A 24,539-nucleotide genomic window follows, 5' to 3' on the forward strand; every position below is an offset into this window, starting at 1 on the left:
CACCTCCTCGGCTGGGTGCGGGGGCGGGTCCTGCGTACGGGTCGTCAGGAGCGGTGCGCGGCACGGTGTCTGCCGAGAGCCATGCGTTCGACGGTGAGCAGCACGCTGTTGAGCAGATGGCTGAGCGCTCCGAGCAGCACCATCACCGCCCACACCGTGAGCAGATCAGAGCGGGTCTGGGCGTCGGTGAGCTGGAAACCTATGCCGTCGGCGGTGCCGGGCAGCAGCTCCGAGAACACCATCAGGATCAGCGAGAGTGACAGGCTCAGCCGAAGCCCGGCGAAGATACGCGGGAGCGCGGCGGGCAGATACAGCAGCACGATCCGCTCGGCGGGCCGCATCCGCACGGTGGCGGCGACGTCCAGCCGCAGCGGGTCGATGCCGCGAACGCCCTCCGCCGTGTTGATCAGTACGGGCCAGATCGCGCCGAAGACGATCGAGGCGAGCTGCATCGGCGTACCGAGGTCGAAGACGACGACGAAGACGGGCACCAGCGCGGGCGGGGGCACGGCGCGGGCGAACTGCAGCACCGGGTCGCACAGCGCGTACACGGTGCGCGAGCGGCCCAGGGCGAGCCCCAGCACGATGCCGAGGACCGCGGCGAGGGCGAATCCGGCGAGCACCCGGCCGAGGCTGGGCAGCAGATCGCGGACCGCCGCGTCGGTGAGGAACGCCTGTCCGGCGGGGCCGGAGAACCACAGGTGATAGCCGTGCTCGACGATCCGGGCGGGAGTCGGGAAGAACACACTGCCGTGGGCCCGCGCGGCGAGCTGCCACAGCACCACCGCCACCACCGGTACGCCGAGGCGCAGCGCGAGTGTCCGGGGCAGCCGCCGGACGGTGTGGAGTGTGGCCGACGCCGTCATGTGCCGCTCCCGCGATGTTCGGGCGCCCAGGGGAACAACCGCCGTTCGACCGCGGTGAGGACCAGATTGACGACGAGGCCGAGCGCTCCCGCCCACACCACACCGGCCAGCACATCGCGGGTGCCGTCGGTGGCCATGCCCGCCTGGGCGATGAAGGTGCCAAGACCCTCGCCGAATCCCGCGAGGATCTCGCTGGCCACGGCGAGGATCAGGGCGGTGGCCGCGGCGATGCGCACCCCGGCGGCGATGAACGGGGCGGCCGAGGGCAGACCGGCCCGCAGCAGGACGGCCGGCCGCCCGAAGCCGAAGGCGCGCAGCGTGTCCTTGGCCAGCGGATCGGTCTCGCCGAGCCCATAGACGGTGTTGAACAGCACGGGCCAGACACTGGCGTAGGTGACGAGGGCGACCGTCGTCTCGCTGCCGGCGCCGAGCAGCAGTGACACCAGCGGGATCAGGGCCACCGACGGCACCGGGCGCAGGAATTCGATCAGCACCCGCGCGGCCTGCCCGGCCGCCGGCACACTGCCCAGCAGCAGCCCGAGGGGGATCGCGAGGGCGCAGGCCAGGGCGAGCCCGGTGGCCCATGCCTCGAGGGTGGCGGCGACGCCGTTCAGGAAGGCGGTGTCGCCGCCGAGTTCGACGGCCCGTACCAGCACCTCGGAGGCGGGCGGCAGGAACGCGCGCCGCACCATCCCGGAACGGCTGAGGGCCTCGCAGACGGCGAAGGCCACGAGCACGCCGACGGCGCCGAGCAGCGCGTCCCTGGCCCGCCCGGTGCGCTTCCGTCTGGCCGTGGCGGGGCTCACTTGGCGGGCTGGTAGAGGACGGCGGCGGGGTCCAGGTCCTTGGTGAGCAGCTTCTGCGCCCGCATCAGGGAGATGAGCCGCTTGAGCTGAGCGGCACTGGAGGTGGCCGGGTAGGCGGGCAGGCCGATGGCGGCGGCCTCCGCCGGCTTGATCTTCGTATAGCCGGGCAGCGCCTTCTCCACGGCGCCGCGGTCCTTGGCGGCGACGGCCTGGGCGGCGGTGATGGCGCGCTGGAACGCGGCGGCGGACTTCGGGTACTTGTCGATGAACGTGTCGGTGGTGACATAGCCGCTGAGCGGCAGTCCGGCGGTGGGTGCCGCGTTGCCGTCGATCACGGTACGGGCCTTCAACTCGCGTTTGAGCGCGGTCACGAACGGCTCGGCGGCGTGCACCGCGTCCACCTGGCCCCGCTCCAGCACCGAGCCCATCTGCGGGAACGGGACCTGCCGGTACTCGGGCAGCCCGGCCCCGGCCTTGCCGAGGACGGCGTTGAGGGTCAGCGACTGGATGTTGTTGAGGATGTTGACCGCGATCTTCTTGCCCTTGAGGTCCCGCGGCCCCTTGATCTTGGAGTCGGAGGGCACCAGCACCTCCATCATGTGCGGGGCGTTGCGCGCGCCCTCGGCCAGCACCCGGGTGGCCAGGGTGCCCTTCTCGCGGGCCTGGAGGAACGTCACGAAGTTGGCGCCGCCGATGACGTCCACCTGACCGTGGGCGAGCGCGGGCAGTGCCTGGACGCTCTGCTGGACCGGCTGGACGCGGACGTTCAGCCCCTCCTTCTCGAAGAGCCCCCGATCGATGGCGATGTGCAGCGCGGCCACATCGGCGAGCGGCAGTCCCGCGACCGTGATGGTCTTCTTCTCCGGCCCGCCCCGGGCCCCGGACTCCTCCTCGGAGCCGCCGCATCCGGCGAGAAGCACGGCGGTGACCGTGGCGGTCGCGGCCAACTTTGCTGAGCGGAAGCGCAGTTGGACTCTCATGGCATTTCACGATAGGGGTCGTCAGCTATTCACACCATGGCCGGGAACACCTCGTCGAACAGGGCCTCGGGCCGGCCGGTGTATGGCAGGGGCGGTTGCGACCTGGCAGAGTGCGGCCATGGACTATTCAGCCCATTTCCACCGCGAGATCGTGGCGTTCGAGCAGGCGGCCCGCGGCGCCGCCGACGGGGCGGACGCGCCGCTGATCCCCTCCTGCCCCGGCTGGACGATGTCGGACCTGGTGCTGCACCTGGGCGGGGTGCATCGCCTGGTCGCCCGGGTCATCCGGGAACGGCTCAGCCGGCAGCCGGACATCACGGACGTCACCCTCTTCGAGCTTCCCGAGGACCGCGAGGGCTGGCCGGCGCCCACGGGCGGGCCGCATCACGGCCCGGTGCCGGTGGGCCTCGTCGACTGGTTCGCCGAGGGGGCCGCCCGGCTCGAGGCGCTGTTCCGGAGCGAGGATCCGGGCCTGGCGGTGTGGACCTGGTCGGCGGAGCACACCGCGGGATTCTGGCTGCGGATGCAGACCATCGAGGCGGCCCTGCACCGCTGGGACGCCGAGCAGGCGGTCGGCGCGCGGGCCCGGCCGGTCGAGCCCGGTCTCGCGGTGGACGCCGTGGCCCAGACCTTCGAGGTGATGGCCCCGGCCCGGCGGGCGTGGCGGGAGGCCCCTCCCGGGGCGGGCGAGCGGTTCCGGTTCCGCCGGACCGACGGCCCTGGCCTGTGGACGGTCCGCTTCGACGGCGACGACGTGCGGCTCACCACGGGCACCGCGGACGATGAAACCGACGAGGGGTTCTGCGATGTCGAGCTGGCCGGGACCGCGTCGGACCTGATGCTGTTCCTGTGGCGGCGGCTCCCCGCGGACCGGCTCGACAAGGTGACGGGCGACCAGGCGGTGCTCGACCGCTACTTCACCCTCGTCCCGCCCGTGTGAGTCGCGTCCGTCCCGCCCGCGTGAGTCGCGTCCCGGCGAGTCGGCACCCCTCGGCCCGCACCGCGGGGTGAAACCATGGCCGGAAGGTAACCACGAGCGAGGGAGCCGTGAATGAACAGCGCCGATCTGCTGGCCGACGCCTTTGAGCGGGTGCGCGAGGAGGTGCAGGCGGCCGTGGACGGGCTCTCCGAGGACGAGCTGGCCGTACGGCTCGACAGCGGGGCCAATTCGATCGCCTGGCTGGTGTGGCATCTGACCCGGGTCCAGGACGACCACATCGCCGACGCGGCGGGCACCGAGCAGCTCTGGACGTCCGAGGGCTGGGCCGAGCGGTTCGGCCTGCCGTTCCCGCCGGACGCCACCGGCTACGGCCACCGGAGCAAGGACGTGGCGGCGGTGCGAGCGGACGCCGACCTGCTCGCCGGGTACTACGACGCCGTCCACGAGAACACGCTGGCCTTCGTGCGCGGCCTCCGCGACTCCGATCTCGACCGGATCGTGGACGAGCGGTGGACCCCGGCGGTGACCCTCGGCGTCCGGCTGGTCAGCGTGATCGGGGACGATCTGGAGCACGCCGGGCAGGCGGCGTTCATCCGCGGCGCGATCCGCAGGCGGTAGCGCGGAATCACGGAGAACGGGGGCCGTCACAGCGCTCGCATTGACATGCAGGCAATCGCCTGCATAACGTGCGGTGTGAGCTCAGAGATGGACAAGGTCTTCAAGGCGCTGGCCGACCAGACCCGGCGGTATCTGCTGGACCTGCTGCATGAGCACAACGGCCAGACGCTGGGCGAGCTGTGCCGGCGGCTGGAGATGACCCGCCAGTCCGCGACCCAGCATCTGGCCGTCCTGGAGGCCGCCAATCTGGTCAGCACGGTGCGGCGGGGCCGCGAAAAACTCCATTACCTCAACCCCGTCCCCCTCAATGAGATCCAGGAGCGCTGGATCGACAAGTTCGAGCGCCCGCGGCTGCGCGCGCTGAGCTTGGTGAGACGGCAAGCCGAGAAAGCGATGGAAGCGATGGCCGACAAGCCCGCGTTCGTGTACGTCATCTATATCGAGAGCACACCGGAGAAGGTCTGGCACGCGCTGACCGACGCCGACCTCACGGCCGAGTACTGGGGCCACCGCAATGTGTCGGACTGGCAGGTCGGCTCCCCGTGGGAGCATCAGCGGACGGACGGCTCCGGCACCGCCGATGTCGTCGGCACGGTCGTGGAGAGCGCACCGCCCACCCGGCTGGTGACCACCTGGGCCGCGCCCGACGCGGATGCCGCCGCCGAGCCCTCCCGGGTCACCTTCGACATCCAGCCGCATGGCGACATCGTCCGGCTCACCGTGACCCATGAGAACCTGGCCGACGAGGCCGAGCGGACTGCGGCGGCCGGTGGCTGGGCCGCGGTGCTGTCCAACCTGAAGTCGCTGATCGAGACGGGGAGTCCGCTGCCGCAGCAGCCCTGGCTGATCCCCCAGTGACCCGCGCCGTCGGCACACCGCCGGTCGCGGCGCGGCGGCCCACCGGCCCGTCCGCCGCGACAGGCGGCACGCGGGCACTCACCGCGCGGCCCCACCGTCCCGTACCGTGATCCCCAGAGCATCGGCGAGCATCGGCGCCAGCTCCATCAGCTGCCCGCTGCCGATGGTGGCACCGCCCATTGCGTCATATCCATCGGCGATCTCCAGCCGGGTGGCCCCCCGCAGATCGACCTTCGCCATCCGCGCCTTGCCGAACCGCACGTCCTCCAGCGCCGACCCCGGAAACGCCACCTCGGTCAGCCCCGCACCGCCGAGGTCGACATCGCGCAGCAGACAGTCCACAAAGGTGACGTTCCGCAGCGTGGCGGTGCGCAGATTCACCGACTCCAGCTTGCACCGGTGGAAGACCACCCGGTGCAGCCGCGCGGAGAACATCTCGAGGCCGGCCAGCACACAGCCGCCCAGCTCGCCGTCCAGCCAGTCGGTGTCCGCCAGATCGGTGCCGACCCATCGCACCCCGTCCAGCCACACCTCATGGAACCGGGCCCCGCGACCACGGCCCCCGGTGAAGGTCACCGAGGAGAACGCGGATTCGAGGAACCGGGCGTTGTCGCAGGTGACCCCGTCGAACGCGTCGCCATCCAGATGAACGGTGTCGTAGTCGCCCCCTTCCGCCAAGACCCCGTCGAACGGCCGCAGATGGTCGGCGAAGGGCAGATCGGCGAGTTCACGGGGGGACGGCGCCATGCGGGGCTCACTTTCCTGGGGGGCGGACGGCGTGCGGGGGCGATCCTGCCATCCGGGTCGGACATCCCCGCGGGGACCGACTGACACCGGAGGGGATGACGTACGCCGTGCGGGTCACTCCACGGTGCGCTTACCCGACTTTCTCCGGCGCTTCTCCGTTAAATCTGATCGTCAGATATCTCGCTCTGCGACGACACGGAGGAACCCATGCAGATCGCGAAGAAGGCCGCCCTGCTGGCCGCGACCGCCGGCACCCTGGTGCTCCTCGGCACCGGCACCGCAGCCGCCTACGGCAACGGCGGCAGCTACGACAGGGGCGTCGACACCCCCACCAGCATTGACATCTCCAGCTTCATCTTCCAGAGCAACGAGTGCGACACCGCCAACGGCACCGCCCTCTCCACCGGTGCCGCTGGTCCGAGCGGTGAGATGAAGATCGGCAGCACCTGCGTCAACAACATCGGCGGCTAACCTCCGGCGAAACCCCGACGACCACGATCGCTGAACCAGCGCGCTCCCCTCACCGCTCCGGCGGTGAGGGGAGCGTTCCCCTTTCAACCGAATAGTGGGCCAGTCGGGTCACTATCCGGTGCGCTTACGTGACTTCGTCCCGTTTTTATCCGTTAAATCTGATCGTCAGATATCTCGCTCTGCGACGACACGGAGGAACCCATGCAGATCGCGAAGAAGGCGGCGCTGCTGGCCGCGACCGCCGGCACCCTGGTGCTCCTGGGCACCGGCACCGCGGCCGCCGAAGGCTACGGCGGCGGCTCCGACAGAAACACCGGCACCCCCACCAGCGTCGACTTCTCCAGCTTCATCTTCCAGAAGAACGACTGTGACACCCTCAACGGGGGCGCCTACTCCATCGGCGGGGCCGCCCCGAGCGGTGACGTCACCATCGGCAGCACCTGCCTCAACAACATCGGCGGGTAACCTCTGGCGAAACCCCGGCGACCACGATCGCTGAACCAGCGCGCTCCCCTCATCCTCGCAGCGGTGAGGGGAGCGCGCTGGTTCACCGCCGCACTTGGATCAGCGCATGGGCGCCGCTGGTGCGCCAGTGGTCCTCATGCGCGTCCAGCGCGGCCACGGTCCGCTCGTCGAGGCCGACGATGACATCCGACTTCAGGGTGCGCAGCGCGGCCACCGGGCCGGGGAAGTACGCGGTGCGGTCGGCGAAGGAGGTGGTCGGGGGCCACAGCCGGTCGCCGACGAGGCGGCGGTAGTTCAGATCGCCCTTGAAGACGGTGAGCGTGGCCTCGGCGAACTCACTCCGCAGATCGCCGGGCATCTCCTGGTACGGCAGCGGGGCGCGGAAGAAGTCATGCGCGCGCACCACGAGCCGCCCGTCGCCCATGGCGGCCCAGAGCCGTCTGCCGGTCCCGGCCGCAGCGCCCTCCGCCCGCAGCAGACGGCGCAGACAATCGACGACATCCTCGGTGGTGGCGTCGGAGACGTAGTACGGATACGGCTTCACCTGCAGCACCACCCGCTCGGCGCGCCCGTGGTGGAGCACATGGTCGATGAGGACGAGGTCGGGGAGCAGCTCCCGCCCGGCGTTGTCCGCCACCACGCACAGCGTGGCCGGGGAGCCGGCGGGCAGCAGGGACCACAGCGCCTCGGAGTCGTCCGCGACCAGCGGCGGGGTGTCGGCGCCGCTCGCGTCCGCGGCCGATGAGGAGATGCGGAAGCCCAGGTCCGCGCGGTTGCCCCACAGCGAGCCGTACACCAGCGCGTCGGCCTGTTCCCCGGCGGGTTTGCGCAGGATGTCGTCGAGGGTGGCCAGTTCGGCCTCGGTCTCAGGGGTGTGCAGCTCGGCCTGTTTGAAGGGGCGGAACGGGTCGACGCCCCGCCAGGGACCGTCGGCGAAGTAGCCCACGGCTTCCAGGAGCCGGCGGTAGAAGTAGCTCTCCGACCACAGGAACGGCACGTCGAACCAGGACCGGCCGAAGTGCTCCCGGCCCCACTCCGCCCACCGGTCGTGGTCGTACGCGGTGGGCGGGAGCGGGGTGATGGCGCCCTCGGCGGCGTTGTCGCGCAGCGCGTCGAGGGCACGGTGCTGCCCGGGACCGTACGGGAAGGCGTCGCGCACCTTCTCGATCAGTGCGGGATGGCGCTCGGCCAGCACACTCCGGGCGAACGATCCGGGTTCATCGCTACGGATCACGGGCGCGTCGACGGTGTCGGACATGGCAGTCAGGGTCGCACACCGCGCGGTGGCGAGGAGGGGATCACCAGTGCGCGGGGCGGGTGAGGGACGGCGGCAGCCGGGTGGCGGCGTCGCCCTTGGCCGCGGCGAGCTGGGCCTGGGTGAGGAAGATGGCGCCCCGGAGGTCGGCCGCGCTCAGGTCGGCGTCACGGAAGTCGGCCCCGATCAGATCGGCCGCCGTCAGATCGGCTCGGGTGAGGTCCGCGGCGATGAGCTGGGCCCCGCGGAGGTTGGCGCCCCGCAGATCGGCTCCCCTCAGGTCGGCGCCGATGAGATCGGCTCCCCTGCGGTTCTTCTTCTTGCCCGGGATCCGGGCCCGTATCAGCTCGCTCGTCCGCAGCAGAAGCTGATTGACCTGGTCGCGGTGGGCCGCCACATCGAGCTCCATCAGCTCGGAGGCGCTCCCGTGGGTGAGGCGCTCCGTCTCCCGCAGCGCCCGGCGCACCGCGCCGTGGACGGGCCGGGCGGCCGGCAGGGTCAGGGCCTCGGTGAGGTACCAGAGCAGCTCATGGAGGTGGCGCATGGTGGGAAGGACGGCGAACATCTCGGAGGCCGTCCCGGGGTGCCGCCGCCAGTCGCGGCCCTCGAAGGTGAGTTGGGAGACCTTCTGCCCGGCGCCGAAGCAGTCGTAGACCGTGCAGCCCTTGAAGCCCTCTTCCCGCAGCCGGGAGTGGATACCGCAGCGGAAGTCGGTCCGGAGGTTACGGCAGGGCTCCCCCGCGCCCTTGCCGATCGCGAAGTCCGCGGAGGCGGCGAAGGGCAGGGCGACACAGCACAGCCCGAAGCAGTTGCCGCAGTCGGCCCGCAGGGCGGTACGGTCCGCCGCGGCCGGGCCGGAGGAAGGGGTTTGGGTCGGATATGACACCGTGCGTGGTCTCCCGCGTGGACGAGAGCACCGCGATGCGGGCGGTGCTCGGTGGTTCCATTGTCGCAAGCGGGCTCAGCCGGGAATGATCAGGTCGATTCCATAGGCGGCGATCGCCAGACATGCGGCGAAACACACCACCGCCGCGCCCGCCGCCACCGAGTCCGAACGGCCGCGGCGCGCTCCATGGCGCGGTACGCCGCCACCGGCGCGGGCCCAGGCGGCGACGCCGAGGGAGAACATCACGACCACCAGGACGGTGACCCCGAGGCTGACCCCGAAGACCCCGCCGATGGTGCCCCAGGTGGCGCCCATACGGATCAGCTCCTCAACGAGGTCGTATCCGGGTCAGACGGTCGTGTCCAGAGTGCGCTCGGCGGGCTCGGGGACGCCCGGCTCGTTCACGTTGTCCGGGTTCACCGGGCGACGGCGCGAGAGCGCGTAGAAGCCCACCGCCGCCGCGACGGCGATGCCCGCCACCAGGACCACCCCCGCGTTGCCCCGGCCCGCCACCCAGGCCGCGACACCTCCCACGGCCGCCGCCGCGGGCAGGGTCAGCAGCCAGGACACGGCGATCCGCCCGGCGATCCCCCAGCGCACTTGGGCCAGCCTGCGGCCGAGCCCGGCCCCCAGGATGCTGCCCGTGCACACCTGGGTGGTGGAGAGGGGGAAGCCCAGATGTGACGAGGCCAGGATCACCGCGGTGGCGCTGGTCTCGGCGGCGAAGCCCTGAGGTGGCTGGACGTCGGTCAGCCCCTTCCCCATGGTCCGGATGATCCGCCACCCGCCGACATAGGTGCCGAGCGAGATCGCCAGGCCCGCGGCGAGCACCACCCACCACGGGGGCCCGGAGCCGTGGCCGAGCACACCGCCGGCGATGAGGGTGAGGGTGATGACCCCCATCGTCTTCTGCGCGTCGTTGGTGCCGTGGGCGAGGGCCACCAGGGAGGCGGATCCCACCTGGCCCGCGCGGAACCCCTTCCCTGCCGCGGGGGCGGCCGCCCGGTGGGTGATCACGTAGGCGAGATAGGTCGCCAGCATGGCCACCGCACAGGCCACTATCGGTGAGGCGACCGCCGGAATCAGGATCTTCTCGACGATCGCGGTGAAGCGCACCGCGGATTCCCCGGCGCCCACCCACACCGCGCCGATCAGCCCGCCGAACAGGGCGTGCGAGGAACTCGACGGCAGCCCGGCGAGCCAGGTGATCAGATTCCACAGGATCGCCCCGATCAGCCCCGCGAAGATCATGACCGGGGAGACCTTGGCGTCGTCGACGATGCCATTGGAGATCGTCTTGGCCACTTCCGTGGAGAGAAAGGCCCCGGCCAGATTGAGCACCGCGGCGACGCCGACGGCGATCCGGGGCGACAGCGCCCCCGTGGCGATGGACGTGGCCATCGAATTGGCGGTGTCGTGGAAGCCGTTGGTGAAGTCGAAGGCCAGTGCCGTGAGGATGACGGCCACCAGAAGGAAGGAGACGGAGTCCATTCCCGACCTCCCGCACCAGGAGTGGTCCGGCACATCGCCGCGTCAGACCGTCTCGTGAAGACCGCTGTCTGATGTCCACGCTAAGCGGGGTGTCAGGAGGGCGCCAACGCTGGCATCCGGCCCAACGACCGGGCCGGGTCGGCGCCGTGGACACGGCACCGACCCGGCCGCGGCGCGGCAGTGGCCGGCACGGTGCGCTCCGCCCACCCCCTCCATCCCGCCGTCCCCCTCCATCCCGCCGTCCGGACGGCTCACCGGCAGCTCAGGGAGACGCGGGTGTTGAGCGTGCGGACGTCGCTTCCCGTGGTGTCCCGGTAGGTGTCGGTGACGCGGGCGAGCTCCTCGGGGGTCCGCGCACCGGCCCGGTTCATGGCCCGGTTCGCCCGTACGACGGCCGCCGTCGCCTCGCGGCGCTCGGTCTCGTAGCGGGCCAGCGCGGTCGGCACATCATCCGCTCGCGCGAGTGCGCGGGCGAGGACGCGGGCGTCCACGACGGCCTGGGACGCGCCGTTGGCCCCCACCGGATACATCGGATGCGCGGCGTCGCCGAGCAGGGTCACCCGGCCGCTCCCCCACCACGGCAGCGGCTCGCGGTCGACCATCGGGTATTCGAGGATCTCGCCGCTGTTCATCAGCAGGCCGGGAACATCGAGCCAGCCGAGCCGCCAGTGGTCGAAGTACGGCAGCACATCGGCGAGCCGGCCCACCCGGTTCCAGGCCGCGTCCCCGGTGAGCGGCCCGGGCTCGGACACCCGCACCTGGCAGACCCAATTCACCCGGCCGCCGCCGATCGGATACGCGACCAGCTCGGCGTCCCCGTCGCGCACGATCACCATCGAGCGCCCGGTCAGAAACGGCTCGGCTCGCGTCGTGCCCCGCCACATCCGGATGCCCGACCACAGCAGCGGACCGTCCTGCGGGTGGAGCGCGGCGCGCACCGCGGAGTGCAGCCCGTCGGCGCCGATCAGCGCCCGCGCGGCGCTCTCTTCGACCGTCCCCGTCGCCCGGTCGAGGACGCGCACGCGCACGCTGCCCCGCTCCCTGGGCCCCGTCCCTTCCCCTGAGCTGCCCAGCTCCCCCGGCCCCGCCCCTTCCCCGGAGTCGTCGAACCCCACGACCCGCGCCCCGGTGCGGACCGCGCCCGCGCCCAGGCGCTCGCGGACCGCTGTGAGGAGCAGCCGCTGCAGCTCCCCGCGGTGGACCGAGTACTGCGGCCAGCGGTAGCCCTGGGCCATGCCCCGCGGTTCGGTGAAGACCCGTCGGCCGAACCGGTCGCCGTACACGTTCTCGGCGGTGGCCACGCCGATGGCGGCGAGCTCATCGCCGAGGCCGAGTTCGATGAGCTCGCGCACGGCGTGCGGCAGCAGATTGATCCCGACGCCGAGCGGCCGGATCTCCCGGGCGCTCTCGACGACCGCCGACCCGACACCGGCCGCGTGAAGGCTCAGGGCGGCGGCCAGCCCGCCGATCCCGGCCCCGGCGATGAGCACGCTCATCACTCGGCTCCGGCCTCGGGGCGGATCTCGGGGCGGTCCATGATGCGCAGCCAGGTGCCGTCCGGCCGGCGGCGGGCCAACTGCACCCGACCGCCGGTGTTGTCGGCGGGGCGGGTCGAGGTGAGGGCCAGATCCCCGTAGCGGACGGTTGGCAGCGCCTCCTCCACCTGGAAGGGGCGCGGGGCGTGCGCCAGCATCCGCTCGCAGACGGCGCGGATCGCCTCCCGGCCGACGGTCATGGCACCCGGCGGGTAGGCGAGCACCGCGTCGTGCTCGTAGAGCTCGGCCAGCCCCTCGGCGTCACCGGCGTTGGCGCGCTCCACGAACAGCCGGGCCAGATCCTCGGGGGTGGTGGCGCGGGCACGGGTCTCGGTCATGGTCGACTCCTTTCGACTGCCTTCGACTGCCTTGGGGCTGTCTTTCGGCTGTCTCCACCCTCCGGCGGGCGCGATCAGAAGTCCAACAGATGGTATGTCTGATTGCTAGAATCATTTGTTATGGAACTGCGGCAGCTTGAATACTTCGTGGCGGTGGCCGAGGAGCGGAACTTCACCCGGGCCGCGGAGAAGGTGCATGTGGCCCAGCCCGGGGTCAGTGCACAGATCCGCCGGCTGGAGCGCGAGCTGGGCGAGCAGCTGCTGGACCGCTCGGGCCGCTCGGTGCGGCTGACCGAGGCGGGCGCGGCGGTGCTCCCCTACGCACGGGCCGCGCTCGCGGCGGTGGAGGGCGCCCGGCTCGCGGTCGACGAGCTGACCGGACTGCTGCGCGGCCATGTCGCGGTCGGGACGGTCACCTCGCACAGCGTGGATCTGCCGGGGCTGCTGGCGGAGTTCCACGACGCCCACCCGGCGGTGGAGATCACCCTCACCGAGGCCACCTCGGATGAGCTGCTGGAGGGCCTGCGCACGGGACGGCTCGACGCGGCGATCGTCAGCGTGGGCGCCACGACTCCGGCGGGTGTCGAACTGGAGGTGATCACGGACCAGCCGATCGTGGCCGCGGTCAGCCCGGACCATGAGCTCGCCGTGCACTCGGCCATCTCGCTGGACACCCTGCGCGGCCGTGCGCTGATCAGCCTGCCGCGCGGCACGGGGCTGCGCACCCGAATCGACGAGGCGTGCGCGGCCGCCGGTTTCACTCCGCATATCGCCTTCGAGGCCAGCGATCCGGAGGTGCTGGCCCAGCTCGCCGAGCGGGGGCTGGGCGCGGCGATCCTGCCCGGTGCGTTCGCCGAGGCGCGGTCGGACCGGCTGCGATCGGTCCGCATCGACCGGCCGGCCCTGCGCGGGCGGCTGGCCTTCGCCTGGCGGGCGGACGGCCCGAGCGGCCCGGCCGGCCGGGCCCTGGTCGAGCGCGCCCGCACCGCCCTGGCGGCCGGAGCGTCCGCCACGTCCGCCACGTCGGCCCCTGACCGCGCCGCCGAGTAAGGAGGCATCTCCCCGCACACGCATGGCACCCCCCATTGACAGCCCACCAGGGCAGATTCCAGAATTGCCGCATGATCAGGCACCGGTTCGACTCGACGGGACACCTTCGCGCCCCGGACCGGACCGGGTGTGAGCGCTCGGGCCTCTAACCGGGACTCTCCGCATCCCGCGGCCATCGCCCCCGCGCCCCCGAGGCCACGCCGGTCATTCCTCTGACGATCGCCGGCCATTCCCCTGCCGATGCCGGACATCGCGACGATCCGGACGACGTTCCCGTGGTCCCCCTCGGCACGAGGGCATCTCCGCCCGCCTGCCCCTGCCCGTTGTCACGCATGAGGAGACGCCATGACCGTCGTCGAGACCACACCAGCGACCCTGCGCGAGGCCCCCATCCCGCCGGACGGGATGTACGAGGGCCGGCGCATCCTGCGGCGAGTGCCCGAGGGGTGGGAGGAGCGTCCGTACGACCGGTTCGAGGTCGCGCCCCTCGGACGCGTCATCGGGGCCGAGATCCGCGGGCTGGACCTGTCCCGGCCGCTGGAGCCCGCGCTGCGCGAGGAGCTGAACCGCGCCCTGCTGGAGTGGAAGGTGCTCTTCTTCCGCGGCCAGCACCTCACCCCGGAGCGGCAGCGCGGATTCGCCCGCCACTGGGGCGAGTTGGAGACCAATCCCCTGCTGGCCGCCGGTTCCAGCGAGGATGTCGTCCGCTTCGACAAGGGTTCCGGCGCCACGCCGACCTTCGAGAACATCTGGCACACCGATGTCACCTTCCGCACCCGGCCCGCGCTCGGCGCCGTGCTGCAGTTGCGCGAGGTGCCGCCGGTGGGCGGGGACACCCTGTGGGCGGACATGGCGGCGGCGTACGACAACCTCCCGGCGGAGGTGAGGGACCGCATCGACGGCGCCACCGCCATCCACGACTTCATCCCCGGCTTCGCCCGCTTCTACGGGCCCGAGCGGCTGGCCCCGTTCCAGGAGATGTTCCCGCCGGTGGAGCACCCGGTCGTGCGCACCCATCCCGAGACCGGCCGGCGGATGCTGTTCGTCAACACCTCCTTCACCACCCGGATCACCGGGATGGAGCGGGAGGAGAGCGACCGGCTGCTGAGCTTTCTGTGCCGGCAAGCGCATGTCCCGGAGTACCAGGTGCGTTTCCACTGGCAGCCGGGCGACGTCGCGTTCTGGGACAACCGCGCCACGCAGCACTATGCGGTCAACGACTACGCCCCGCATCGCAGGGTCGCCGAACGCGTCGCCATCGAGGGCGACCAGCCGTTCTGACCCCCGGCCGAGCCGCGCGGTGGCCCCTGGTGCGACGATTTTCGGTCATCCGCGAAGCCCGCGAAAGCCCGTAGAAGACCCGCAGGAGAGCCCGTAGAGGGCCCATGGGAGTCTCATAGAAAGCCCTTACCCGGTGCGGACTCGTTCCGGGCGGATGAAACGATGTCCGGCAGGGGCCACACCGGAGGTATAACCGTTGCGGAGTGGTCAGTTGACGAGCCGAGGGAAGGCGACGGGTGCGATACCGGGTGCTGGGAGCGCTTGAGCTGCGCGACGGCGAGGGGTGGGCCTCCCTGGGGCCCGCCAAGTGGCGGACGCTGCTCGCGGTGCTGCTGTGCCACGCCAACCAGACCGTCTCCACCGAGCGGCTCCTGGACGAGCTCTGGGGCGAGGACGGGGCGCCCCGGAGCGCCACCAAGCTGCTGCAGACCTATGTCTCCCGGCTCCGCCAGACCCTGGGCGACGAGGCCGGGCAGACCCTGATCACCGAGAAGCAGGGCTATAAGGCGCAGGGCTACCGACTGGCGGTGGAGGCCGCCGAGTTCGACGCCCACCGCTTCGAGCAGCTGGTCGAGGAGGGGCGGCGGAGCCTCGACCGGGAGGCGCCCGAGACCGCGGCGGAGCGGCTGCGCGAGGCGCTGGCGATGTGGCGCGGCACCCCGTTCGCCGATGTGCCCCCGACCCCGGCGGTGGCGGCGGAGGCCACCCGGCTCGAGGAGTGCCGGCTGCAGGCCGTGGACGCCCGGATCGACGCGGACCTGCGATGCGGGCGGCATACGGCTGTCCTGGGCGAGCTGGAGGCGCTGACCGCCGAGCATCCGTTCCGTGAGGAGCTGCGCGGCCGGCTGATGCTGGCCCTGTACCGGTCCGGCCGGCAGGCCGATGCCCTGGCCGCCTACCGTGATCTGCACCGGCTGCTGAGCGAGGAGCTCGGGGTCGAGCCGACCCCGCCGCTGCGCGGCCTCCACGAGCGGATCCTGAACGCCGACGCCTCCCTGACGGCGCCGCCCGCCCCGGAGGCGGACCGCCCCGCGCCCGCCGCTCCCCGCAAGGCCCCCCGGGGCCCCCGCCAACTGCCGCCCGCCAGCCCCACGTTCACCGGCCGCCATGGCGAGGTCGCGGTGATCCAGGCGCTGATGGACGCGGCCGGGGACCCGGAGGCGGGCGAGAGCGGGCGGTCCGTGGTGCTCGCGGCCATCGACGGCACCGGCGGGGTCGGCAAGTCGACCCTGGCCATTCACGCCGCGCATCAGCTCGCCGACCGCTTCCCCGACGGCCAGCTCTATGTGGATCTGTACGGGGCGACCGCCGGGCAGTCGGCCCTGGACCCCGGCGAGGTGCTCGGCCGGTTCCTGCGCGCCCTCGGCGTGGACGGCTCGAGCGTGCCGGGCGACACCGACGAGGCGTCCGCGCAGTTCCGTTCGCTGGCGGCGGGCCGGCGGCTGCTGGTGATCCTCGACAACGCCGCGAGTGTGGACCAGGTGCGGCCGCTGATCCCCGCCGGGCCGGGCTGCGCCGCGCTGGTCACCGGCCGCGAGATGCTGACCACCCTGGAGGGCGCCACCCATCTGCATCTGGATGTGCTCCCCCAGGACCAGGCGGTGGCGCTGCTGGAACGGGTCGTCGGCGCGGAGCGGGTGCGGGCCGAGCCCACGGAGGCGGAGGAGATCACCCGGCTGTGCGGCGGGCTGCCACTGGCGCTGCGGATCGCCGGCGCCCGGCTGGCCGCCCGCCCCGCATGGCCGCTGCGCACCCTCGTGGCGAAGCTGACCGACGCCCGCGGCCGGCTGGACGAGCTGCGGTTCGGCGATCTGGCCGTCCGTATCAGCTTCCAGGTGAGCTACGAGGCGTTCCGGCTCGGCCGGCGCTCCGACGACCTGGACGCGGTCCGCGCCTTCCGGCTGCTCAGCGTGGTGCACGGGCATGATGTGAGCCTGCCGGTGGCCGCCGCGCTGCTGGACCTGCCCGCCGACCGCACCGAGAACGCGCTGGAGCGGCTGGTCGATGCCCAGCTCCTGGAGAGCCGGGACTCCGTCCGCTACCACATGCACGATCTGCTGCGGCTGTTCGCGTCGGAGCAGGCGGAGCAGGAGGAGTCCGAGGCGGAGCGCTCGGCGGCGCTGGAGCGGGCGCTGTCCTGCTATGCGGCCACCGCCCAGCAGGCGGTCATCCTGCTCGACCCGCTCCGCCCCTGGCCCCGGCATCCCGGCGAGGGCCCGGCGGTCCCGCTGACCGGCCAGGACGAGGCCGAGAGCTGGCTGAAGGCCGAGCTCCCCAATCTGCTGGCCGCCGTCGCCCACGCGGCCGAGCCCGCCCAGCCCGAGGCGATCGTCCGTCTCGGGCTACGGCTGACGCGGGCGCTCCAGTGGTTCCTCTTTCCCCGGGCCCACGCCCAGGATCTGCAGACGGTCAACGAGCTGGCCATCGAGACCGCCCGCCGCCTGGGCGACCCGGCGAGCGAGGCATGGGCGCTGGACGGCCTCTCCGCCGCGTACTGGCTGCAGCACAGCTATGACGAGGTGCGGACCGCTCTGGAGTCGGCGCTGGAGATCTGGCGCGAACTGGGCCACTGGGAGGGCGAGTTGCGCTCCGCCTGTAATCTCGCGGACGCGCTGTGCGAACTGGGTCTGTTCGAGGAGGCCATCACGGCGCAGGAGCGGCAGCTCGCCCTCGCCCGTGAGGCCGGGGATCTGCCGGCCGAGGTGATCGGCCTGGGCAATCTCGGGCGGGCCCACCGGGGCATGGGCCGTCCCGAGGACGCCCTGACCTGTTTCAAGGAGAGCCTGGAGTACGCCCGCCGCACGGGCAACATCCACCATGAGGGCTTCGCCCTCTACGAGATCGGGATCACCTATATGGAACAGGGCAGGTTCGTCGAGGGCCGGGCCCATATGGACCAGGCCCTGCCCGTGTGGCAGCGCCCCGGTACCTACGAGAGCTGGCGCGGGCATACCTGGAGCGGGCTCTTCCCCGCCTGTATGACTCTGCAGATCGGCCCCGGCCCGCGCTGAGCAGATCGGCCCCGGCCCGCGCTGAGGCGGGATCCGGGGCGGACGTCGGACACCGGGGGGTACGACGTCGGACACCGGGGGTACGACGTCGTACACAGGGGGTGGCGTTACGGCTTGCGGGCCACCCCGCCGTAGGCCCACACCCGGCTCGGGTCGGACTCGGCGCCGATGCCCGGGCGCCAGGAGGGCAGTTGCACCAGGCCCGGGGCGAGCAGGTCGAGGCCGGTGAAGAACTCCATGATCCCGGCACGGTCGCGGGCGACCAGGCTGACGGGGTCCCCGAAGCTGATGACCTCCCACTCCCGGTCGGTGTCGAGGGTGAAGTCACCGGTGGCATGGGAGAGGACCAGACAGCTGCCCGGTGCGGCCCAGTCCATGAGCCGGCGGACGATACCGATGGGGTTCTCCAGGTCCTCGATGTAGTCGAGGACGAGCGTCAGCAGGATCGCGACCGGCTGCGCGGGGTCGAGCAGCCGCCGCAGTTCCTCATGGCCGAGGAGGTCGTCGGGCGAGCGGACATCGGCCCTGACCATGGTGGTGCCGGAGACGGAGAGACGGGCCTGGCCGTGGCTGGCCACGATGGGGTCGTTGTCGGCGTAGACCACACGGGCCCGGGGATTCACGGCCTGGGCGATCTCGTGCACATTCGGGTTCGCCGGCAATCCCGCGCCGATATCCAGGAATTGGCTGATTCCACTGGACGCGAGATGACGGACGGCACGGTGCAGGAATCTCCGATTGGAGAGCGCGGTGTCGCGGACTTCCGGTGCGACTCCGAGAAATCGCTGGGCCTGCTCGTAATCGGCGAGGTAATTGTCCTTACCGCCGACCAGAAAGTTGTAGACCCTGGCCGGATTCGCCTCGCTGACCGCGAGACGGCCGTGGTCGGCCGGCCGCCACGCCCTTGTCCTGAGGAGCCCTATCCCGGGTCCGCTGCTCTTCATCGTGATTCCCTTACCAATAGCACTGCCTCGCCTCACCGCGGACGGTTCCGGATCACTGCGGATGCGGAGCCGCGCCCGGACGCCAGGTGACCGTCTTACTGGGCCCCGGTTCGGCCCAGGCGACCGGATCCCGCGCCCATAGGTGGAAGGGCAGTCCGACATCGGCGGACACCCGGCTGAGCTGCCCCCAGGAGTACGCGCCGGAGTGGGTCGCGGTGGCCTGGAGTGCCGCTTCCAGACAGGTGCGAGCGGTGTGTTCGGCCCGGCAGGTGCCGCTCGGGCCGGACCCCTCCACCCCGCCGCAGAGCTGGAAGGTGCTCCAGGCGTAGAGGGGTTCGTCCTCGGTGCGAGGCTGATGCTGCTGGTCGACGTTCACAGGCCCTCTCCAGACGCGTCCCTGCCGGGCGGCTGTAGCGATGCGCCCAGCATGGAAGAGGGCGGACCAGCGGCGGTATACCGGCGGTAAAGCGACGGCCGCGGCGGCTCGACCGGATCCGCCCCGGTCGAGATCCCCGCCGCGGCCGCATCGCGTTCCGCATGGGAAAGGCCCTGGTCACACGCGATGTGGCAGCAAGGCGTGCACCCAGGGCCGCCCGGTCACCCGGCGAGCCAGGCCAGGACCTCCCGGTTGATCCGCTCGGGCGCCTCCAGGTGGAGGAAGTGCCCGGTGCCCTCGACCAGTTCCATGCGCGAGCCCGCCGGGAGGTGGTCCTTGGCCCCCTGGACGACATCGGCGCCGATGCAGCCGTCGTCGGTGCCGTGCAGATAGAGGATGGGGGTCTCCCCGGTGGCCGTGATGGCCTCCTGCTCGGCCGCGTACGCCGCCACATGGCGCGACGGGTCGAACAGGGCCCGGTAGTAGCCGATCGCGGCGGCGAGATGGGCCGGATCCCGCAGGCTCTCCTTGACGTGCGCGATGTCCTTACCGGCGTCCTGGTAGCCGGGCGACCAGTCGCGCCACAGGCCGTCGATCAGGGCCATGTCGTGCGCCGCCGCACCGGCCTCGGCCAGCGGCGTCTGGAACAGGAAGATGTAGAAGGAGCGCTTGAACTGCCCGTAGTCATAGTTGAAGAAGTCGGCCAGCACCCCGCCCAGCGGGGGCACCGACATCGTGACCGCGCGCCGCCAGCGCCCGGGGGCGCTGCCGGTGGCGCCGTACGTGGCGATGGCGCCCCAGTCGTGGCCGATGAGCACGGCGTCACCGTCGCCGCCGAATGCCTCGTGGAGCGCGTTGGCGTCGGCGGCGATCGCACCCGCCTGGTAGGCGCCGTCGGCCGGTATGCCGGACGGCGCGTAGCCCCTCAGAAAGGGCGCGACGGCGTGGTAGCCCGCGTCCGCGAGCGCGGGAAGCAGATGACGCCAGGAGTGCGCGGTGTCCGGGAAGCCGTGCAAGCAGAGCGCCAATGGGGCGTCGGCCGGGCCCGCTTCGAAATACCCGAAATCAAGTCCATTTGCGTTGATGTTCTTCAGCTCTGTCACGCCCGAGGATGCTAATGCACCGTCAGGATGCCGTCCATGTATGGCCGGAACGGGCTGCGCGCCGGGCCGGGGAAGTGGCAGACTGCGCTATACCGTCCGGAAATTCGATGACGCACCTGAAGTGTTTTCGCCGGCCGAGCCCCAGGGAGGCCCGATGACCAGCCCCAGCAGCACCGTCGCGGACCACCGCGACGCCATGATGCATCGCGGATTCCTCTATCGCGACGAGGACGAAGTCGTCGACGTGTGCGTCCCCTTCCTCCGCGAGGGCCTGGAGGCGGACGACGCCGTGGCCGTCGTCGCCGCCTCCTCCAACATCGGGGCGCTGCGGGACGCGCTCGGGCAGGACGCCAAGGCGGTGCAGTTCGAGGAGGCGCTCAGCTGGTACCAGCACCCGGTCAAGACCATCGCCGCCTATGACTCCTTCGTGAAGGCCGAGAAGCCACGCCGGGTCCGGGTGATCGCCGAACCGGTGTGGCAGGGCCGCACCCCGCTCGAGGTGGTGGAGTGGGCGCGCTACGAGTCGATCGTCAACGCGGCCTTCGCCCACTCCGGCGCCCGCGCGATCTGCTGTTACGACCGGCGCCTGCTGCACCCCGAGATCCTCGCGTACGCGCGCCAGACCCACCCCGAGATCATCGACGGCCAAGGGCCGGAGCGGAGCGACGCCTACACCGACCCCGGCCCGTTCAGCGCCACCTGCGACCGGCGTCCCCTGCCGCCCGCCCCGCGCATGGCCGAGTCGGTGTCGATCGTCTCGACCGATCTCGACGCCGTGCGCACCTTCGTCGCCGAGCGGGCGAGCCGGCACGGCATGGGCCATGACGCGCTGCGCAACATGGTCGCGGCCGTGAGCGAGGTGTCCACCACCGCGATCCGGCACGGCGAGGCCCCGGCTCGGCTGAGCACCTGGGTTCATGACGGCGATCTGGTCTGCGAGATCTCCGGGCCCGGCCACTGGTACCCGGACGCGCTGTGGGGCTTCACCCCGCCGGCCGACGCCGAGCCCGGATTCGGGCTGTGGGGCGTGCGCATGCTGTGCGACGTCGTACAGATGCAGGCCGACGCGGACGGCACCCTCATCCGGCTGCGCACCCGCATCTGACATCGCGTCGCCCGCGGACCCGCGCGGCCGGGCCGCGGGGCGGATGGGAAGCTCGCCCTCCCGGCCTCCCACCCGCCACCCGCCAGCGCCCCCGCTCCCGCTCCCCGCGCCACGGCGCCTGACCTGGCAGGCGCCGGCGGCCACTCCGGTGCCGGATGCGGCCGGGGCGGTGCGGAGCGACACTGGCGGGGAGGGCAACAGCGGTGATGCGGAGTGTGCGTATGGATGGGCTGCCGTCCGTCTGGGAGAGCACGCGATGAACACGCCCCACAGGCGCCGGGGCGCCCAGGGCACCCCGAGGGTGCGGGACCTCCCCACCCGCATCGACGCCACCGGCACCCGGCGGGAGACGGACGCGCTGGGGACCGTCGAGGTTCCCGCCGACCGCTACTGGGGCGCCCAGACCGAGCGGGCCCTGGTCCACTTCGCGATCGGTGACGACCGTATGCCCAAGGCGGTCTACCACGCCTACGGCTATATCAAGAAGGCCGCCGCGCTGGTCAACGGCCGGGAGGGGCGGCTGGCGGGGTGGCAGGCCGATCTGATCGCGCATGTGGCCGACGAGGTGATCTCCGGTGCGCTGGACGACCACTTCCCGCTGTATGTGTGGCAGGCCGGCTCCGGCACCCAGACCAATATGAACGTCAACGAGGTCATCAGCAATCGCGCGATCCAGCTGGTCGGCGGCGTCCTCGGCAGCAAGGACCCGGTGCACCCCGACGACCACGTGAATCTGGGCCAGTCCGCCAACGACACTTTCCCCACGGCCATGCACATCGCCGCGGTGCGCATCCTGCACGACCCCCTGCTGCCGCAGGTCAGCCTCCTCCAGGAGGCCATCGCCGCCAAGTCCCGCGCCTGGTACGACATCGTCAAGACCGGCCGCACTCATCTTCAGGACGCGGTTCCGCTCTCGGTGGGACAGGAGTGGTCCGGCTACGCCGCCCAGCTCTCCGACGCGCTGGAGCGGCTGCGCGCCACCCTGCCGGATCTGTACCAGCTCGCCATCGGCGGCACCGCGGTCGGCACCGGGCTGGGCGCCCCCGAAGGGTTCGGACCGGCGGTGGCCCGGGAGATCGCCGGGGCCACCGGGCATCCGTTCAAAGTGGCATCCAACTCCTTCGCGGCCCAGAGCGGTGTGGACACCATGGTGGCCGCCTCCGCCGGGCTGCGGGGCCTCGCCGTCCCCCTGATGAAGATCGCCGACGATCTCCGCTGGCTCGCTTCCGGCCCTCGCTCCGGGCTCGGGGAGCTCACACTGCCCGCCAACGAGCCCGGCAGCTCCAGCATGCCCGGCAAGGTCAACCCGACCCAGTGCGAGGCCATGATGATGGTGTGCACCCAGGTGCTCTCCGACGACAGTGCCGTCGCACACGCGGGCACCCGGGGCAACTTCCAGCTCAACGCGGCACGGCCGCTGGTCATCAGCGACTTCCTGCACTCCGCCCGCATCCTCGCCGACGCCTGCGAGAGGCTGCGCGAGTACTGCGTCGAGGGCATCGAGCTGAACCGCGAGCGGATCGACGAGCATCTCGCCCGCTCGCTGACGCTGGTCACCGCGCTGTCCCCGGAGATCGGCCACGACAAGGCCGGCGAGATCGCCCACAAGGCCGCCGCCGAGGGGACGACCCTGCGCGAGGCGGCCATCGCCAGCGGCCACATCAGCGCCGAGGACTTCGACCGCATCGTGGACCCCCGGAAGATGGCCCGCCTTCGCGACGGCTGACCTCATCGCCGTATCCCGTGCTCGGCCAACGGCCCCACCTCCAGACCCGCGGCCCGGCATTCCTCCACCACCGCGGGCAGCGCGGCCAGCGTGGCGCGCCAGCAGCCCGTGGCCGCGGCGCGGTCGGTGTCATGCAGCACAACGGTGGCACCGCCGCACAGATCGCGCCGTACGGCGGCGGACACCGACCGCGCGGTGGCGTTCGCGGACCAGTCGCGCCCCCAGGCCGACCAGAGGACGGGGGTGAGCCCGGCCCGTGCCGCCGCCAGCCAGCGGCCGCCGGTGAGGATGCCGTACGGCGGCCGGTACCACAGCGGTGCCACGCCGGTGGCCAGCCGTATCGCGCGGGCGGCACGGGCGACCTCCGTGACGTCCCGGGACACCGTGGGAAGCCAGGGGCGGCTGTGGGTCCAGCCGTGGACGGCGAGCTCATGGCCCCGGCGGACGATTTCCAGCGTGGTGTGCGGGAAGCGCGTGACCCCGTCCCCCAGGACGAAGAAGGTGGCCCGGACGCCCAGCTCGTCCAGCACCCGGAGGAAGCGCGGTGTGGTGCGCGGATCGGGTCCGTCGTCGAAGGTGAGGGCCACATGGTCGCAGCGTCCGCGGCCCGCCAGGGCGGGGAAGAGGGCGCGCCGGGGCCCGGGCAGCCAGGTGCCGGCCGGTGCGATATGCGCGGTCGCGGCCAGCAGCGCCGCGTTGCGCACCAGGACACCGGAGCGGTGGCGCGCGCTCATGGTGTTCCCTCACCGCCGTCCGGGCTCCGCCGCCGTCCGGGGAGCGGTGTCCCGGCCTGCCGCGGCGGCTCGGGGACTGCCTGGTCCCAGCCGCCGCACATGGCAGGCGAGCGGGTCAGCCCCACGATGCCGGCCGCCATCAGCAGGATGCCGGCCACCTCGGGCACGATGTGCAGCCCCAGGTCGACGCGCTCGCCGAACAGCACCCAGCCCAGCGCGATGCTGACCAGGGCGTCGCCGAGGGTGAGCGCGGGCTGCGAGGCTGCCAGGGTGCCCGCGCGCAGGGTGCTCTGCAGCAGCAGGAAGCTCAGCAGCCCTACGACACACACCGCGTACAGCGGCCAGTCGGTGAACACCGCCACCACCCCACCGGCGAACCGCCCGGTCAACTCCTTGATCAGCGCCGCCGTGCAGGCGAAACAGGCGGCGGTGGCGCTTCCGAGGGCGACGGCGCGCGCGGGCCCGCGCAGCGCACGGGCCACCGCGATCAGGACGCCCACGGCGATGGCCACCACCACGCCCACGGGCAGCCACTCGCCGTTCTGCGCCGTGGTCTCGCCATGTGAGGGATCGGCCGCCACCAGGAAGAGCGCGAGCCCGGCGGCGAGCATCACGAACGACAGCCAGGTCCGGCCGTCCGGGCGGTGGCGGAAGACCAGACTGCCGACCACCAGGGTGAACAGCAGCTCGCTGACCAGCAGTGGCTGGACCACGGAGAGCCGGCCGACCGCCAGCGCGCCCACCTGCGCCGCCGCCGACACCATCATCGCGGCCAGCCCGGCCAGCCAGTACGGGCGGCGCAGCAGCCGCGCCAGCCGCAGTAGGTTCCGCTTCGGACCCGGGGCGCCCCGCTCCTCCCCGACCTGGTCCATCGCGGCCCGCCGCTGCAGCACCGAGGCCATGCCGTTGCCCAGGGCGGACAGCAGGGCCAGCAACACCACCACGACGCTCAC

At 72.0% G+C, this 24,539-nt stretch carries 25 protein-coding genes; 10 read left to right on the plus strand and 15 right to left on the minus strand.

Annotated elements, in window-relative coordinates; genetic code table 11:
- Positions 1–44: 44 nt before the first annotated feature.
- From J5X86_RS12515 to J5X86_RS12525, 3 genes are read right to left on the minus strand one after another with little or no spacing between them, the layout of a single operon-like run.
- On the minus strand, positions 45–866 hold the full coding sequence (locus J5X86_RS12515) for an ABC transporter permease (protein WP_208516815.1): 822 nt from the start codon (positions 864–866) through the stop codon (positions 45–47).
- Entirely contained in the window at positions 863–1,672 is an 810-nt protein-coding gene (locus tag J5X86_RS12520; RefSeq protein WP_208516816.1) for an ABC transporter permease, read from the minus strand. Before J5X86_RS12520 ends, J5X86_RS12515 begins: the two co-directional genes overlap by 4 nt.
- The gene (locus J5X86_RS12525; RefSeq protein ID WP_208516817.1) at positions 1,669–2,652 is read right to left on the minus strand and encodes an ABC transporter substrate-binding protein; all 984 of its coding nucleotides are present in this window, start codon (positions 2,650–2,652) and stop codon (positions 1,669–1,671) included. Before J5X86_RS12525 ends, J5X86_RS12520 begins: the two co-directional genes overlap by 4 nt.
- 118 nt (positions 2,653–2,770) lie before the next feature.
- Between J5X86_RS12525 and J5X86_RS12530 the strand changes: the two genes are divergently transcribed.
- The 3 genes from J5X86_RS12530 to J5X86_RS12540 all read left to right on the plus strand — a co-directional run bounded on the left by J5X86_RS12530 (position 2,771) and on the right by J5X86_RS12540 (position 5,068).
- Positions 2,771–3,592 (plus strand): maleylpyruvate isomerase family mycothiol-dependent enzyme, encoded by an 822-nt coding sequence (locus tag J5X86_RS12530; protein WP_208516818.1) that lies wholly within the window; start codon positions 2,771–2,773, stop codon positions 3,590–3,592.
- 111 nt (positions 3,593–3,703) lie between these two features.
- Positions 3,704–4,210 carry a DUF664 domain-containing protein gene (locus tag J5X86_RS12535; RefSeq protein ID WP_119984420.1) on the plus strand — a complete coding sequence of 169 codons (507 nt, stop codon included), beginning with the start codon at positions 3,704–3,706 and terminating at the stop codon, positions 4,208–4,210.
- Between the two features lie 87 nt (positions 4,211–4,297).
- On the plus strand, positions 4,298–5,068 hold the full coding sequence (locus J5X86_RS12540; protein ID WP_208517014.1) for a metalloregulator ArsR/SmtB family transcription factor: 771 nt from the start codon (positions 4,298–4,300) through the stop codon (positions 5,066–5,068).
- Positions 5,069–5,146: 78 nt separating this feature from the next.
- Here J5X86_RS12540 and J5X86_RS12545 read toward each other — a convergent pair whose 3' ends face one another.
- Complete coding sequence (locus tag J5X86_RS12545) at positions 5,147–5,815, minus strand: pentapeptide repeat-containing protein (RefSeq protein WP_208516819.1); 669 nt, start codon at positions 5,813–5,815, stop codon at positions 5,147–5,149.
- A gap of 207 nt (positions 5,816–6,022) precedes the next feature.
- On the opposite strand from J5X86_RS12545, the gene J5X86_RS12550 reads away from it, so the two are divergent.
- Entirely contained in the window at positions 6,023–6,286 is a 264-nt protein-coding gene (locus J5X86_RS12550) for a hypothetical protein (RefSeq protein WP_208516820.1), read from the plus strand.
- Between the two features lie 201 nt (positions 6,287–6,487).
- Positions 6,488–6,751: a hypothetical protein gene (locus tag J5X86_RS12555; RefSeq protein ID WP_208516821.1), complete on the plus strand. Its 264-nt coding sequence runs from the start codon at positions 6,488–6,490 to the stop codon at positions 6,749–6,751.
- A gap of 82 nt (positions 6,752–6,833) precedes the next feature.
- On the opposite strand, the gene J5X86_RS12560 is transcribed toward J5X86_RS12555, so the two are convergent.
- From J5X86_RS12560 to J5X86_RS12585, 6 genes are all read right to left on the minus strand, one after another.
- A complete protein-coding gene (locus J5X86_RS12560) occupies positions 6,834–8,009 on the minus strand; it encodes a damage-control phosphatase ARMT1 family protein (RefSeq protein WP_208516822.1) in 1,176 nt (391 codons plus the stop codon).
- A 40-nt stretch (positions 8,010–8,049) separates the two neighbouring features.
- A complete protein-coding gene (locus J5X86_RS12565; RefSeq protein ID WP_208516823.1) occupies positions 8,050–8,892 on the minus strand; it encodes a pentapeptide repeat-containing protein in 843 nt (280 codons plus the stop codon).
- Positions 8,893–8,967: 75 nt separating this feature from the next.
- Complete coding sequence (locus J5X86_RS12570) at positions 8,968–9,207, minus strand: hypothetical protein (protein ID WP_208516824.1); 240 nt, start codon at positions 9,205–9,207, stop codon at positions 8,968–8,970.
- Positions 9,208–9,240: 33 nt separating this feature from the next.
- A complete protein-coding gene (locus tag J5X86_RS12575) occupies positions 9,241–10,383 on the minus strand; it encodes an inorganic phosphate transporter (protein ID WP_208516825.1) in 1,143 nt (380 codons plus the stop codon).
- Between the two features lie 251 nt (positions 10,384–10,634).
- Entirely contained in the window at positions 10,635–11,879 is a 1,245-nt protein-coding gene (locus J5X86_RS12580; protein WP_208516826.1) for an FAD-dependent monooxygenase, read from the minus strand.
- On the minus strand, positions 11,879–12,256 hold the full coding sequence (locus J5X86_RS12585) for a nuclear transport factor 2 family protein (protein WP_208516827.1): 378 nt from the start codon (positions 12,254–12,256) through the stop codon (positions 11,879–11,881). The genes J5X86_RS12580 and J5X86_RS12585 overlap by 1 nt, the downstream gene beginning before the upstream one ends.
- A gap of 120 nt (positions 12,257–12,376) precedes the next feature.
- Between J5X86_RS12585 and J5X86_RS12590 the strand changes: the two genes are divergently transcribed.
- The 3 genes from J5X86_RS12590 to J5X86_RS12600 all read left to right on the plus strand — a co-directional run bounded on the left by J5X86_RS12590 (position 12,377) and on the right by J5X86_RS12600 (position 17,598).
- Positions 12,377–13,306, plus strand: a complete 930-nt coding sequence (locus J5X86_RS12590; protein WP_208516828.1) for a LysR family transcriptional regulator — start codon at positions 12,377–12,379, stop codon at positions 13,304–13,306.
- Positions 13,307–13,651: 345 nt separating this feature from the next.
- The gene (locus tag J5X86_RS12595) at positions 13,652–14,587 is read left to right on the plus strand and encodes a TauD/TfdA family dioxygenase (protein ID WP_208516829.1); all 936 of its coding nucleotides are present in this window, start codon (positions 13,652–13,654) and stop codon (positions 14,585–14,587) included.
- A 248-nt stretch (positions 14,588–14,835) separates the two neighbouring features.
- A complete protein-coding gene (locus tag J5X86_RS12600; RefSeq protein ID WP_308124523.1) occupies positions 14,836–17,598 on the plus strand; it encodes a BTAD domain-containing putative transcriptional regulator in 2,763 nt (920 codons plus the stop codon).
- A 107-nt stretch (positions 17,599–17,705) separates the two neighbouring features.
- Here J5X86_RS12600 and J5X86_RS12605 read toward each other — a convergent pair whose 3' ends face one another.
- The 3 genes from J5X86_RS12605 to J5X86_RS12615 all read right to left on the minus strand — a co-directional run bounded on the left by J5X86_RS12605 (position 17,706) and on the right by J5X86_RS12615 (position 20,021).
- Positions 17,706–18,542: an SAM-dependent methyltransferase gene (locus J5X86_RS12605; protein ID WP_208516831.1), complete on the minus strand. Its 837-nt coding sequence runs from the start codon at positions 18,540–18,542 to the stop codon at positions 17,706–17,708.
- Between the two features lie 52 nt (positions 18,543–18,594).
- Positions 18,595–18,918, minus strand: a complete 324-nt coding sequence (locus tag J5X86_RS12610; protein ID WP_078638415.1) for a hypothetical protein — start codon at positions 18,916–18,918, stop codon at positions 18,595–18,597.
- A 221-nt stretch (positions 18,919–19,139) separates the two neighbouring features.
- Positions 19,140–20,021: an alpha/beta fold hydrolase gene (locus J5X86_RS12615; RefSeq protein WP_208516832.1), complete on the minus strand. Its 882-nt coding sequence runs from the start codon at positions 20,019–20,021 to the stop codon at positions 19,140–19,142.
- A 154-nt stretch (positions 20,022–20,175) separates the two neighbouring features.
- Between J5X86_RS12615 and J5X86_RS12620 the strand changes: the two genes are divergently transcribed.
- Both J5X86_RS12620 and J5X86_RS12625 read left to right on the plus strand, forming a co-directional pair.
- Positions 20,176–21,126: a sensor histidine kinase gene (locus tag J5X86_RS12620; protein ID WP_208516833.1), complete on the plus strand. Its 951-nt coding sequence runs from the start codon at positions 20,176–20,178 to the stop codon at positions 21,124–21,126.
- Positions 21,127–21,382: 256 nt separating this feature from the next.
- Positions 21,383–22,852, plus strand: coding sequence for a lyase family protein (locus tag J5X86_RS12625; protein WP_243980155.1), 1,470 nt, complete (start codon positions 21,383–21,385; stop codon positions 22,850–22,852).
- A 2-nt stretch (positions 22,853–22,854) separates the two neighbouring features.
- Here the strand turns inward: J5X86_RS12625 and J5X86_RS12630 are convergent, their stop codons facing one another.
- Both J5X86_RS12630 and J5X86_RS12635 read right to left on the minus strand, forming a co-directional pair.
- The gene (locus J5X86_RS12630; RefSeq protein ID WP_208516834.1) at positions 22,855–23,586 is read right to left on the minus strand and encodes a polysaccharide deacetylase family protein; all 732 of its coding nucleotides are present in this window, start codon (positions 23,584–23,586) and stop codon (positions 22,855–22,857) included.
- Positions 23,583–24,539 (minus strand): DMT family transporter, encoded by a 957-nt coding sequence (locus J5X86_RS12635; RefSeq protein ID WP_208516835.1) that lies wholly within the window; start codon positions 24,537–24,539, stop codon positions 23,583–23,585. Before J5X86_RS12635 ends, J5X86_RS12630 begins: the two co-directional genes overlap by 4 nt.

This window comes from Streptomyces sp. NEAU-YJ-81 (genome assembly GCF_017592595.1).
In the GTDB taxonomy this organism is placed as follows: Bacteria; Actinomycetota; Actinomycetes; order Streptomycetales; family Streptomycetaceae; genus Streptomyces; species Streptomyces hygroscopicus_B.